The following is a 13,569-nucleotide window of genomic DNA, read 5'->3' as shown; positions in this document are numbered from 1 at the left end:
ATCCCATTATTTGCAGCGATGAATAACAGGGATACGTGTTCTTCGGGCTGATGTCAATCAACTCAGCACAGCGTGGCGATAATCACTCTATCAGCATTAAAATATGCTGTGACGTTAGCGCCTTCAGTTAATGTGTGGGTCTGATCTATCGGCAACGTCGCGCAGAGCGTCTGGCCATCTGGCAACGTCATCAGCACTTCACACTGTTCCGCACCGCGTTCAATATGGCTAATCGTGCCCTGCAACTGGTTATCGGCAGCCTGAGCGATGGCGTCGTCCTGAGTGATTCCCACCCACGGCGCTTTCAGCAGAATCAGTACTTCTTTGCCTTCCTCAAGACCCAGACGCTCACCGCTTTGCGCAGTGATTGCCACTTTCAGGCGCGTTTCACCATCGGCCAGCAGGACGTCAACATGCTGCTGGACCTGATCGTGGTCGCGAGCGGTAATAGTGCCAAACCACTGGTTACGGGCGCTGGTTTGCAGTGAAAAACGCGAGATAGCTGCCAGCAGGCTGTTGAGCGGTAGCGCATCGTCATCGCTCAAAACATCAAACGCTTTTTGTTGGATTTGCGCCAGTAAATCATATAACTGGATTAAACGTTGGCCATAGCGCGTTAACACCGCGCCACCGCCGCCTTTACCGCCTGTGGCACGTTCAACCAGCGTCTGCTCGCTGAGCTGGTTCATTTCGTTAATCGCATCCCAGGCGCTTTTGTAGCTGATACCTGCATCCTTCGCGCCCTGACTGATGGAACCGGAAAGCGCAATGTGCTTAAGCAGAGAAATGCGACGGGGATCAGCAAAGAGTTTTTGCTGAAGTTTCAGCGTAAGAAGGATTTCGGCCTGCATCACAAGCTCCTGGCAAAAAAGGGTATTGTGACGGAAAACCGTGCCTGAGCAAAGCTGACCGCACAAAAGGGGAGTGCTTTTCTGCGTTATGTGGTTAGAATACAACTAAGGACTATATCTGGAGTTGACCATGTTAGAGTTATTGAAAAGTCTGGTATTCGCCGTAATCATGGTACCTGTGGTAATGGCCATCATTCTGGGTCTGATTTACGGACTGGGTGAAGTGTTCAACATTTTCTCCGGTATCGGTCAGAAAGACCAGTCCAGACAGAATCATTGATTCCCCAAACGCCCGCTCAGTCGGGCGTTTATATTTTTAGCCTTCCTACTCGTTTTCTCTCGCTACAGTTTCTCAAGATCCTGCTTTCCCTGCCGATATTTTCTTTGTGTAACCTCTAATTGGTATCAATAACCACTGGGAAAATCCTGGTTTACTCGTTATATTTGCGCCTACATAACGAAACGCAAAGGAGTTACAGATGGCACGTACATGGTTACGCTTGTTTGCAGGGGCAACACTTTCTCTTACTGTTGCCGGACATGCGCTGGCGGATGAAGGAAAGATTACCGTTTTCGCAGCGGCTTCGCTGACCAACGCGATGCAGGACATTGCAACGCAATATAAAAAAGAGAAGAACGTTGATGTTGTCTCTTCTTTTGCTTCTTCTTCCACACTGGCGCGTCAGATTGAAGCAGGCGCACCGGCCGATCTGTTTATTTCTGCCGATCAGAAATGGATGGACTACGCGGTAGACAAGAAGTCGATTGATACCGCAACGCGTGAAACGCTGTTGGGTAACAGCCTGGTGGTGGTTGCGCCGAAAGCCAGCGCACAGAAAGACTTCACCATCGACAGCAAAACCAACTGGACCAGTCTGTTGAACGGTGGGCGTCTGGCTGTTGGCGATCCGGAACATGTTCCGGCAGGCATTTATGCCAAAGAAGCGCTGCAAAAACTGGGTGCATGGGATACCCTGGCCCCGAAACTGGCTCCTGCTGAAGACGTGCGCGGTGCGCTGGCGCTGGTAGAGCGTAACGAAGCGCCGCTGGGGATCGTCTATGGTTCTGATGCCGTCGCTAGCAAGGGCGTAAAAGTTGTTGCGACTTTCCCGGAAGATTCGCACAAAAAAGTGGAATACCCTATCGCGATTGTTGATGGGCACAAAAACGCAACGGTTAGCGCGTTCTATGATTACCTGAAAGGACCGCAGGCTGCTGAAATCTTTAAACGTTATGGATTTACGACCAAGTAATGATACTGACCGATCCTGAATGGCAGGCCGTTATACTGAGCCTGAAAGTTTCTTCCCCGGCCGTGTTGTTTAGTCTGCCATTTGGGATCTTCTTTGCCTGGCTACTGGTGCGATGCAAGTTCCCGGGCAAAGCGCTGCTCGACAGCGTACTGCATTTGCCGCTGGTTCTGCCGCCTGTGGTGGTGGGGTATCTGCTGTTGGTCTCTATGGGACGGCGCGGATTCATTGGCGAATGGCTGTACGACTGGTTTGGCATAACTTTTGCCTTTAGCTGGCGTGGGGCGGTGCTGGCCGCTGCGGTGATGTCCTTCCCGCTCATGGTGCGGGCTATTCGTCTGGCGCTGGAAGGTGTCGACGTCAAGCTGGAGCAGGCGGCCCGCACGCTGGGAGCCGGACGCTGGCGCGTCTTTATGACCATTACGTTACCGCTGATGCTGCCCGGCATTATTGTTGGTACGGTGCTGGCGTTTGCGCGTTCCCTTGGGGAATTTGGTGCAACCATTACCTTTGTTTCCAATATTCCTGGCGAAACCCGCACCATTCCTTCGGCGATGTATACCCTGATCCAAACCCCCGGCGGCGAAAGTGCGGCGGCGAGATTATGTATCATTTCCATTGTGTTGGCGCTGATTTCGCTGCTGATTTCTGAATGGCTGGCGCGTATTAGCCGTGAGCGGACGGGGCGATAATCATGCTTGAACTTAATTTCTCCCAGACGCTGGGGACGCATTGTCTGACGCTCAACGAAACGCTGCCAGCCAGCGGCATCACCGCTATTTTTGGCGTTTCCGGTGCGGGCAAAACCTCACTGATTAACGCCATCAGTGGTCTGACGCAGCCGCAGTCCGGGCGCATCGTGCTCAACGGTCGGGTCTTAAACGACGTCGAGAACGGTATCTGTTTAACGCCGGAAAAACGCCGGGTGGGCTATGTTTTCCAGGATGCGCGCCTGTTCCCGCACTATAAAGTGCGCGGCAACCTGCGTTACGGAATGGCGAAAAGCATGGCCGGACAGTTTGATAAGCTGGTGGCGTTGTTGGGCATTGAACCGCTGCTTGACCGTCTACCAGGCGGTCTTTCTGGCGGTGAAAAGCAGCGTGTCGCCATCGGTCGGGCGCTGCTGACCGCGCCTGAGTTATTGCTGCTTGATGAGCCGTTAGCCTCGCTGGATATACCGCGTAAACGCGAACTGCTGCCTTATCTGCAACGCCTGGCGCGGGAAATTAATATTCCGATGCTGTACGTCAGCCACTCGCTTGATGAGATTTTGCACTTGGCAGATAAAGTGATGGTGCTGGAAAACGGGCAGGTCAAAGCGTTTGGTTCGTTGGAAGATGTCTGGGGCAGCAGCGTGATGCACCCCTGGCTGCCTAAGGAACAGCAAAGCAGTATTCTGAAAGTCAGCGTGCTGGAACATCATCCACACTACGCGATGACCGCGCTGGCGCTTGGCGATCAGCATCTGTGGGTCAACAAGCTGGAGCAACCGCTGCAAACCGCGCTGCGTATTCGTATTCAGGCCTCTGATGTTTCATTGGTACTGCAACCGCCGCAACAGACCAGTATTCGTAATGTTCTCCGGGCAAAAGTCGCGCAATGCTATGACGATAACGGTCAGGTGGAAGTTCAGCTTGAGGTGGGCGGTAAGACGCTGTGGGCGAAGATCAGCCCGTGGGCCAGGGATGAACTGGGTATCAAACCTGGCCTGTGGTTGTACGCGCAAATTAAGAGCGTATCGATTACCGCCTGATTACAGCAGGTGAGAGTAGATAAATTTTGCGATGCTGTCGGTGGTGTTATCACCAATCACGATGTTGGCGCGGGCTTTGACCGCGTCATCCGCGTTGCCCATCGCCACGCCAGTGCCTGCGGCTTCCAGCATGCTGATATCGTTAAAGTTATCGCCAAAGGCAATCACGTTTTCCATTGACCCGCCCTGTGCTTCTATCCACTGGGTCAAGCGTCGTCCTTTACTGTTGCCTTTACGGGCAATGTCGACCTGATCGTGCCAGGACCATTCACACTCCAGCCCCAACTGTTGCTCGACATACCGGCCAAACTGCTGCAGTTTCGGAATATCTTCGTCGGTCAGAGCAAATTTCCAGACGGCGTTAACGTCATGCGCCGCCTGCGCCAGCGAAGGAACCTGGGTGAAGGTCGGGCGCTGTTCCGGCGGCAGCGTTTGTGCCCAGTTAGCGGTACGCACTACATGCCCGGTAGGGCGCTCATACAGCATGGCCTCATCCACATACATCAGCCCGTGGATCTGATGTTCATCCAGCATTTCGATCAGCTGTAATGCCTGGTCTACCGGAAGGGGATCGGATTCCAGCACCTTTTTTGCTTGATAATCATACAAATAGGTACCGTTACAGCAAATTGCAGGTGTATCCAGCGCCAGTGCCTGATAAAAAGGATGAATAGCAACGTGATGGCGACCTGTGACAATGATAAGTTGGTAGCCTGCTTCTCTGGCGCGCGAGAGCGCTTCGAGAGAGGATGGCAGCAAGGTTTTTTTCGGGGTCAAGAGGGTACCGTCTAAATCCAGGGCAATCACGCGTGCGGTCATAGGTTTATCCAGATTAAGGTTGAGAATTATGTCTGTTGGAATGGTACACCGAGACGGGAGCCGGACAAAATTCTGAGCCTTAATTAAGCATTCACCGTTAAAAGCGTCTACCTTAGGCGTGTGTCAGGCAATTGCAGCCACCTGCCAAAAAGCAAAGGAGTATTCATGAAGCAAACCGTTTATACCGCCAGCCCTGAAAGTCAGCAAATCCACGTCTGGAGCCTGAATCACGATGGTTCTCTGACGCTGACACAGGTGGTTGATGTGCCGGGTCAGGTACAGCCGATGGTCGTCAGCCCGGATAAGCGTTACCTCTATGTTGGCGTGCGCCCGGAGTTTCGCGTGTTGGCTTATCGTATTGCGCCTGATGACGGTGCGCTGACCTTCGCGGCAGAGTCTGCGCTGCCGGGTAGCCCGACGCATATTTCTACCGATCATCAGGGACGTTTCGTGTTCGTGGGTTCTTATAACGCTGGCAGCGTGAGCGTCACGCGTCTGGAAGATGGTCTGCCGGTGGAACTGGTTGACGTGGTTGAGGGTCTGGATGGTTGCCACTCAGCCAACATCTCTCCGGATAACCGTACCCTGTGGGTTCCGGCGTTGAAACAGGATCGTATCTGCCTGTTTGACGTAAGCGATGATGGCCATCTGGTCGCGCAGGAACCGGCTGAAGTGACTACCGTGGAAGGCGCGGGCCCGCGTCATATGGCGTTCCATCCGAATAAGCAATATGCCTACTGTGTGAACGAACTGAACAGCTCTGTTGATGTCTGGGAGCTGAAAGATCCGTACGGCAAAATTGAGTGTGTGCAGACGCTGGATATGATGCCTGCAGATTTTGCTGATACCCGTTGGGCAGCAGATATTCATATCACACCTGATGGGCGTCATCTGTATGCCTGTGATCGCACCGCCAGCCTGATTACGGTCTTTAGCGTGTCTGAAGACGGTAGCGTACTGACTAAAGAGGGTTTCCAGCCTACCGAAACTCAGCCACGTGGTTTTAATATCGATCACAGCGGAAAATACCTGATTGCCGCCGGGCAAAAATCGCACCATATTGCGGTGTATAAGATTGCAGGCGAACAAGGACTGTTGACAGAGAACGGTCGTTACGCGGTAGGACAAGGCCCGATGTGGGTGGTGGTTAACGCGTACTAAAACGTCAGGTGTTACAAACGATCCGCAATCTTGTGAAGATTGCGGATTTTTTTATATTCATTCAACAAGCGGTAGATTTTCATGACGTTCAGCAACGGATGTCCAAAGACAGTCTTTGTCATCTGCCCATAAATTAAGCAGAAGAGAGAAGAAACGTTCAGCGGGAGGTGAGAGAATAGCGTCTTTACGCCGAATAACTCCCAGCGTGCGTCTAATAACAGGCTCAACCAGTGGGATACTTGTCAGGGTGGGATGCGGCGTTTGCGGCATTGCTAACACTGGTAACGCGGAAACGCCCAATCCAGCTTCAACCAGACCCAGCGAAGTGGACAGATGACGAACCTCGTAAAACCAGTTCAGTTTCCATGGTTTATCGGCCAAATGTTGTTCAATCAATAATCGGTTACCGCTTGAGGAGCGAACGCCTATCAATTTGTAATTCAGCAATTCCTGCCACTCCACCAACTGTTTATTGGCGAGTGGATGATCGCGCCGACAGGCCAGAACAAACGGTTCATTAACCAGTGGAGTGAACTCGATAGAGGAATTTGTGATGTTGTTCATATTTATTCCAAAATCAGCCTCATTGCAAAGTACGGATTCCATACAATTATTCGTACCTTGTTCAATAATTCGCACTTTGATATTGGGATACCGCTCATTAAATTTTCCTATTGCCAACGGCAAGAAATAGAAAACTGCGGTAGGAATACAGGATAATGTCACTATGCCATGATGATGAACATTCACATTACTAATATTAAAAATAGTTTCATCTAATGCCCTAATTAATTCTCTGGCTTCAGGTAAAAGCATTTTTCCCGCTTTTGTTAATGTGACTTTGCGAGTTGTTCTTTCAAAGAGTTGAGTGTGTAAATACTCTTCCATCTTTTTAATCCTGCGTGTTAATGCAGGTTGCGTAATATTAAGTAACTTGGCGGCATTGTTAAAAGAATCGGACTCTGCCAGTGTGACAAACGCCTTCATGCTTGATAATTCGTGTTTCATTCTGACTCCGGACTAAATCGGGGAAGCCCCTGTCTAAGATGAAAGTGTTCAGTGTATCTGCAATTCATAATTTTTAATTAATAAAAATAAATCACTAATCACGAAAATGAAGTCATTAGTCACCCTAATCATGACATGCAACCATGTACATAGTGAAAATAATATCGAGAGCATAATCATGAAAAAAATACCTTGCGTTATGATGCGCGGAGGAACATCCAGGGGCGCATTTTTATTAGCACAAGATCTACCGCAAGAAGAAAAACTGCGTGATGAAGTATTGATTAAAATTATGGGTTCTGGCAATGCGCTGGAAATAGACGGCATTGGTGGTGGCAATCCGTTAACCAGCAAAGTAGCGATCATTAGTCGTTCAAACGACCCGAAAGCTGATATCGATTATTTATTTGCTCAGGTATTGGTGCATGAGCAACGGGTCGATACCACGCCGAACTGCGGCAATATGCTTTCCGCCGTTGGCGCGTTTGCTATTGAAAAGGGATTAATTAATGCCGAAACGCCGACCACCCGCGTTCGTATTCGCAATGTAAACACCAACACGTTTATCGAAGCTGATATACAGACACCAAACGGCGTTGTTGAGTATGAAGGAACAGCAAGAATTGACGGTGTCCCGGGAACATCGGCCCCGATTGCATTGACGTTCCTGAATGCCGCAGGTTCTAAAACCGGGCATATTTTTCCAACGGGCCAACACATCGATTATATCAACTCCGTTCCGGTGACCTGTATAGATATGGCGACACCTGTCGTAATTATTCCTGCCGAATACCTGGGAAAAACGGGTTATGAATCCACGCAAGATTTAGATGCAGACCGCGAATTATTGGCGCGCATCGAGTCTATTCGTTTACAGGCCGGTGAAGCTATGGGCCTGGGAAATGTCAGCAATAAGGTTATCCCTAAACCTATTCTCATCTCGGTGCCTCAGCATGATGGCGCAATTAATGTTCGCTATTTTATGCCGCATTCTTGCCATAAAGCACTGGCAATTACTGGGGCGATAGCGATCGCCAGCAGTTGCGCCATTAACGGTACCGTTACGCGTCAGGTAACGGCAGGTGCGCATTACGGGAATATCACTATCGAACATCCAGGCGGCGCTCTTGATATTTATTTAACCAATGAAGGGGATGAGCCTGAAACTATCAGAGCTTCGGTTATTCGCACCGCCAGAAAAATATTCGCCGGTGATGTTTATCTTCCCTGACAGCATTGGCCACATGTTGCTGTGATTATGGAAAATCGAAAAACATTCTGTATTGCTTGTACAGATTATTCAGGGCCCCAAAATGAACGTAAAATCATTATGGAAGCTAATATTAATATTGGCCATCCCTTGCATTATAGGACTTATACCAGCACCGACAGGATTAAGTGAACTGGCTTGGGTGCTATTTGGTATTTATCTCGCAGCCATTGTCGGACTGGTGATCAAACCGTTTCCTGAACCGGTGGTATTATTGATTGCTGTTGCCGCTTCAATGGTGGTTGTCGGAAATTTAGGCAGCGGCATACTTAAAACCAGCAGCGTACTGAGCGGCTATGCTTCCGGTACGACATGGCTGGTGTTCTCCGCGTTTACTTTAAGCGCTGCTTTTGTGACGACGGGACTGGGCAAACGCATTGCCTATATTCTGATTGGTAAAATAGGTAACACCACGCTTGGCCTGGGCTACGTGACCGTATTTCTTGACCTGGTATTAGCCCCTGCAACACCGTCAAATACGGCGCGTGCGGGAGGCATTGTCTTGCCCATCATCAATAGCGTGGCGGTGGCGTTAGGCTCTGAGCCGGATAAGAGCCCCCGCCGCGTCGGCCACTACCTGATGATGACGGTGTATATGGTCACTAAAACGACCAGCTATATGTTTTTTACTGCGATGGCAGGAAACATTCTGGCATTGAAGATGATCAACGATATCTGTCAGTTACAACTAAGCTGGGGAGGATGGGCTCTAGCAGCAGCTTTGCCTGGACTGGTTATGCTGTTGGTAACGCCTTTAGTCATCTATTTGATGTATCCACCAGAAATTAAAAAGGTTGATAACAAAACTATCGCCAAAGCCGGGCTTCAGGATTTAGGGCCAATGAAAGGGCGCGAAAAAATGCTGCTGGGCATTTTCGTCCTCGCGCTATTAGGATGGATCTTTAGTAAAACTCTCGGCGTTGATGAATCAACGGTTGCCATTGTAGTAATGGGGACGATGCTTTTGTTTGGCATAGTCACCTGGGATGATGTGGTTAGAAATAAGGGTGGCTGGAATACCTTAATCTGGTACGGCGGTATTATCGGTTTGAGTTCGCTGTTATCGAAAGTGAAATTCTTTGACTGGTTAGCCGAACTGTTCAAAAACAATCTCGACTTTGGTAATCACGGCAATGTGGCGTTCTTCGTTATTTTGTTCCTGAGCATTATCGTTCGATATTTCTTTGCCTCAGGTAGTGCCTATATTGTGGCAATGATGCCGGTATTTGCCATGCTGGCGAACGTTTCTGGTGCGCCACTGATGTTAACTGCATTGGCATTACTCTTTTCTAACTCTTACGGCGGTATGGTTACCCATTATGGCGGCGCCGCGGGACCGGTTATTTTTGGCGTTGGATATAACGACATCAAATCGTGGTGGCTGGTTGGCGCAATGCTGACGTTCTTGACGTTCCTCGTCCATATTACGCTGGGCCTTTGGTGGTGGAATATGTTGATTGGCTGGAACATGCTCTAACTATACCCGTCATACTTCAAGTTGCATGTGCGTTGGCTGCGCTCGCTCACCCCAGTCACTTACTGGAGTAAGCTCTTGGGGATTCGCTCCCTTGCCGCCTTCCTGCAACTCGAATTATTTAGGGTATAAATTACATCGTTCATTGGTTGTCTGTGCTCTGGTTGGAGCACAGCAATGTGGAGTATCTAATGATTAAATTATATGAGAAAGGGATTTACCTCTCCGGTAATAATGAAATAATCGCTGAAGATGGGGTGTCTGAACCAATCTGTAAAGAAGAGGCGAAAAAAGGAACTATCGCGTGGTCGATTCTCTCAGAGCATAATACGTCCGGTGACATGAATAAGCTAAAAATTAAGTTTGATTCATTAGCCTCACACGATATTACCTTTGTCGGTATTATTCAGACCGCTAAAGCATCAGGAATGGAGCGCTTTCCTTTACCGTACGTTCTGACGAACTGCCATAACTCATTATGCGCGGTAGGGGGAACCATTAACGGTGACGATCATATGTTTGGTCTGTCTGCGGCACAGCGTTACGGCGGAATCTTTGTGCCGCCACATATTGCCGTCATCCATCAGTACATGCGTGAAATGATGGCCGGGGGCGGCAAAATGATCCTCGGCTCAGACAGCCACACGCGTTACGGTGCATTAGGCACGATGGCGGTAGGAGAAGGGGGCGGTGAGCTGGTCAAGCAGCTGTTAAACGATACCTGGGATATTGATTATCCTGGCGTTGTTGCCGTTTATCTGACCGGCAAGCCTGTTGCGGGCATCGGCCCGCAGGATGTGGCTTTGGCTATCATTGGCGCGGTGTTTAAAAATGGCTACGTCAAAAATAAGGTCATGGAGTTTGTCGGCCCTGGCATTCGCCATCTCTCAACGGATTTTCGCAACAGCGTTGATGTAATGACCACCGAAACCACCTGCCTGAGCTCTGTCTGGCAAACGGATGATGAAACTCGCAGTTGGCTGGCATTACACGGTCGCGAACAGGATTATCGCCCGCTCAACCCGCAGCCGATGGCCTGGTACGATGGGTGTATTTATGTCGATCTGAGTGCGGTTAAGCCGATGATTGCGCTGCCATTCCATCCAAGTAATGTCTATGAGATTGCTACACTCAATGAAAATCTGACGGATATTCTCCGGGAGATTGAAGTTGAATCTGCGCGAATCGCGCAAGGTAAAGCCAGCCTCTCGTTGTTGGATAAAGTGGAGAACGGACGCTTAAAAGTACAGCAGGGGATCATTGCTGGATGCTCGGGCGGCAACTTTGAAAACGTGATTGCTGCGGCGCAGGCATTACGTGGTCAATCCTGCGGTAATGATGCTTTCTCGCTGGCTGTCTACCCCTCGTCACAGCCGGTGTTTATGGATTTAGCGCAGAAAGGTGTCGTTACGGATTTACTGGGAGCGGGGGCCGTCATCAGAACCGCATTCTGTGGTCCATGCTTTGGTGCGGGCGATACGCCAATCAACAATGGTCTTAGCATCCGCCATACCACGCGTAACTTCCCTAACCGTGAAGGCTCGAAACCGGGCAATGGTCAAATGTCAGCCGTTGCGCTGATGGATGCGCGATCAATTGCGGCTACGGCAGCAAATGGAGGATTTCTCACTGCCGCGACGGATCAGGACTGCTGGGAGGCTGTACCTGACTATGCGTTTAATCCTGCGCCATATAAGAGCCGCGTATACCAGGGGTTTGTGAAAGGGGCCACGCAACAGCCGCTCATTTACGGCCCGAATATTAAAGACTGGCCGGAACTGGGTGCGTTAACAGAAAATATTCTGCTTAAAGTGGCCTCAAAAATACTTGATGACGTGACAACGACGGATGAGCTTATCCCGTCCGGAGAAACCTCTTCGTATCGTTCCAATCCTTTGGGGCTGGCGGAATTTACCCTTTCCCGACGCGATCCCGGCTATGTTGGCAGAAGCAAGGCGGTCGCTGAACGGGAAAAACAACGTCAGGCGGGTGACGTTAGCGAACTGGCGTCCGTTTTCGCACGCATCCAGCAGATTACCGGTCAGGAAAACACGCAACCACTGGAGACTGAGATTGGCAGCATGATTTATGCCGTCAAGCCTGGTGATGGTTCTGCGCGCGAGCAGGCGGCAAGCTGTCAGCGAGTGATCGGTGGGCTGGCAAACATCGCCGAGGAATATGCCACCAAGCGTTACCGTTCCAATGTCATTAACTGGGGAATGTTACCGCTACAAATGGCTGAGAAACCCTCTTTTGAGGTCGGGGACTATATCTATATTCCCGGTATTCGCCGTGCGCTGGATGAGTGCAGCCGCGAGATAAAAGCGTACGTTCTTCATGCTGATGGCGCGATGCGTGAAATCAGCTTGTATATGGAAAGCCTGACCGCCGAGGAGCGTGAGATTATTAAAGCGGGGAGTTTGATTAACTTTAATAAATCGCGTTTGGTGTAACGCCATAAAAAAGGTCGCCAGCGTAAATATGGCGACCTTTTTTTACTCTGGGATTACTGCTTTGGCTCGGCAACCACTTTGCTACCGATACCGCGGTTGTTGTATTCCCACATGCGGTTGAAGTTGGTGTCGTTCAGGTTGCGCTGGATTTCACCTTTGTCATCTTCCGCACCGGTATTACCGGCAAATGGGCGTTTTGCGATAACGCTGTCAGCCCATGGTTTTGCCATGTTAAAGCCTTCGTTAATCACGCTGTCACGGATAACGACCTGACCGTTAGTGTTGGAATCGACATCCAGCGATCGGCCTAACTGCGCCACGCCATCGCCGCTTGCCGTGAAGCGGCTATTAATCGCCAGGAAACCGTAGTAGATGTTTGACAGAGTAGCCGGTGCGAACACGTAACCTTCCTGCTGCGTACGAGAATTCACAACACGGAAATCGGTGTTCTCGAACACCACTGCGCCACGACCAGAAACGATATCCACATCACCTTCAATGTAGCTGTTGGTTACCAGCGTGCGAGGCTGACGATCGTTTTCCAGACGGTTTTGTACGCCGCTGTTGGTTACAAAGAACGTATTCTGACGACCCAGAATATTGACCTTGTTGATCTGCACTTTATCGCCATCGGTACGCAGTGCAACGGCCGGGTGGTTACCCGCATCAACGCTGTCACCGAGGTTGTTTTCGATGGTCAGGTTCTGCAATTGCAGACCGTTGTTTTGCGACCAGACGACGGCAGAACACATCACACCAATATTTGTGCCACGTTTGTTCTGGCAATTATCAAACATATACCACGCAGGTTTACCCGGCATATATTTACCGCCTGGGTTCACCGTACGACGCCAGTCTGCGGTGCTCATGTCACCGTCAATGGCCTGGCCAATTTTTACATCCAGCGGTTTTTCGCCCATACCGTACAGCGTCAGGCTACCCGTTGCTGCCGGGATGTATACCGTGCCCTGATACTCGCCCGGCATAATCGCGATGTACTGACGTTTGTTCGTACGTTTGATGATTGCCGCATCCACCGCAGCCTGAATGCTGGTATGGGTTACGCCCTGAGTGCCTGCCGGGCCAACGACGAAGTCAGGTTGTGCAGGCAAAGAAATTGAAGAAGGGCTCCATGGCGCGGTGTTTGGCGTCAGCGCGGAAAAATAGTGCGCAGCAACGAAGTTTTTCGCTTCATTGGCCGACAAGATCGGGCGCGAAGAGGTACCTGGCGCGGTCTGATCGGAAGGAATTTGATCGGGCGGTGTAGAGCTACAGGCGGTCAGCGTCACGCCAAAAGCCATTGCCAGCGCCAGACGGGAAACTGATGATATGTTCACAGGTTGCTCCGGGCTTTGAAAGTTATCCATTAAAGCCTGCTTTTTTATACTAAGTTGAGCGAAACGGGAAGGCGAAAAGGTAAAAAGTTGTTTTTTATCGCAGCAATGTCTGGCGCGGAGAGTCTTTATATCACAAATAGATAACAATTATGGCTCTTCAGGTTGACAACATCCCTATAATCAAAAATAAATG

12 protein-coding genes are annotated in these 13,569 nt (G+C 50.2%); 8 read left to right on the top strand and 4 right to left on the bottom strand.

Annotation, left to right across the window (positions count from 1 at the left end):
* Positions 1-62: 62 nt before the first annotated feature.
* A complete protein-coding gene (gene modE, locus SK33_RS16010) occupies positions 63-851 on the bottom strand; it encodes a molybdenum-dependent transcriptional regulator (RefSeq protein WP_003023018.1) in 789 nt (262 codons plus the stop codon).
* Positions 852-981: 130 nt separating this feature from the next.
* Here modE and SK33_RS16005 point away from each other — a divergent pair, with 130 nt between their 5' ends.
* The 4 genes from SK33_RS16005 to modC all read left to right on the top strand — a co-directional run bounded on the left by SK33_RS16005 (position 982) and on the right by modC (position 3,854).
* Positions 982-1,131, top strand: coding sequence for an AcrZ family multidrug efflux pump-associated protein (locus SK33_RS16005; protein WP_003023026.1), 150 nt, complete (start codon positions 982-984; stop codon positions 1,129-1,131).
* A gap of 199 nt (positions 1,132-1,330) precedes the next feature.
* Complete coding sequence (gene modA / locus SK33_RS16000) at positions 1,331-2,104, top strand: molybdate ABC transporter substrate-binding protein (RefSeq protein ID WP_003023029.1); 774 nt, start codon at positions 1,331-1,333, stop codon at positions 2,102-2,104.
* Complete coding sequence (gene modB, locus SK33_RS15995; RefSeq protein ID WP_048219284.1) at positions 2,104-2,793, top strand: molybdate ABC transporter permease subunit; 690 nt, start codon at positions 2,104-2,106, stop codon at positions 2,791-2,793. The genes modA and modB overlap by 1 nt, the downstream gene beginning before the upstream one ends.
* Before the next feature lie 2 nt (positions 2,794-2,795).
* Positions 2,796-3,854: a molybdenum ABC transporter ATP-binding protein ModC gene (gene modC / locus SK33_RS15990; protein WP_003837092.1), complete on the top strand. Its 1,059-nt coding sequence runs from the start codon at positions 2,796-2,798 to the stop codon at positions 3,852-3,854.
* Here modC and SK33_RS15985 read toward each other — a convergent pair whose 3' ends face one another.
* Complete coding sequence (locus SK33_RS15985; protein WP_003845370.1) at positions 3,855-4,673, bottom strand: pyridoxal phosphatase; 819 nt, start codon at positions 4,671-4,673, stop codon at positions 3,855-3,857.
* A gap of 165 nt (positions 4,674-4,838) precedes the next feature.
* Here SK33_RS15985 and pgl point away from each other — a divergent pair, with 165 nt between their 5' ends.
* The gene (pgl, locus tag SK33_RS15980; protein ID WP_003023041.1) at positions 4,839-5,834 is read left to right on the top strand and encodes a 6-phosphogluconolactonase; all 996 of its coding nucleotides are present in this window, start codon (positions 4,839-4,841) and stop codon (positions 5,832-5,834) included.
* A 57-nt stretch (positions 5,835-5,891) separates the two neighbouring features.
* Here the strand turns inward: pgl and SK33_RS15975 are convergent, their stop codons facing one another.
* Positions 5,892-6,842 (bottom strand): LysR family transcriptional regulator, encoded by a 951-nt coding sequence (locus SK33_RS15975; RefSeq protein ID WP_048219282.1) that lies wholly within the window; start codon positions 6,840-6,842, stop codon positions 5,892-5,894.
* A 178-nt stretch (positions 6,843-7,020) separates the two neighbouring features.
* Here SK33_RS15975 and SK33_RS15970 point away from each other — a divergent pair, with 178 nt between their 5' ends.
* The 3 genes from SK33_RS15970 to SK33_RS15960 all read left to right on the top strand — a co-directional run bounded on the left by SK33_RS15970 (position 7,021) and on the right by SK33_RS15960 (position 12,039).
* A complete protein-coding gene (locus SK33_RS15970) occupies positions 7,021-8,073 on the top strand; it encodes a 4-oxalomesaconate tautomerase (RefSeq protein ID WP_048219281.1) in 1,053 nt (350 codons plus the stop codon).
* A gap of 82 nt (positions 8,074-8,155) precedes the next feature.
* A complete protein-coding gene (locus SK33_RS15965) occupies positions 8,156-9,589 on the top strand; it encodes an anion permease (RefSeq protein ID WP_048219279.1) in 1,434 nt (477 codons plus the stop codon).
* A 188-nt stretch (positions 9,590-9,777) separates the two neighbouring features.
* Positions 9,778-12,039: a hydratase gene (locus SK33_RS15960; RefSeq protein WP_048219277.1), complete on the top strand. Its 2,262-nt coding sequence runs from the start codon at positions 9,778-9,780 to the stop codon at positions 12,037-12,039.
* Positions 12,040-12,092: 53 nt separating this feature from the next.
* Here the strand turns inward: SK33_RS15960 and SK33_RS15955 are convergent, their stop codons facing one another.
* Entirely contained in the window at positions 12,093-13,376 is a 1,284-nt protein-coding gene (locus SK33_RS15955; protein WP_003837077.1) for a putative acyl-CoA thioester hydrolase, read from the bottom strand.
* Between the last annotated feature and the right edge of the window lie 193 nt (positions 13,377-13,569).

The sequence above is a fragment of the Citrobacter sp. MGH103 genome (assembly GCF_001034475.2).
Classification (GTDB): Bacteria; Pseudomonadota; Gammaproteobacteria; order Enterobacterales; family Enterobacteriaceae; genus Citrobacter; species Citrobacter freundii.
This window is presented reverse-complemented; position numbering and strand designations above follow the sequence as displayed.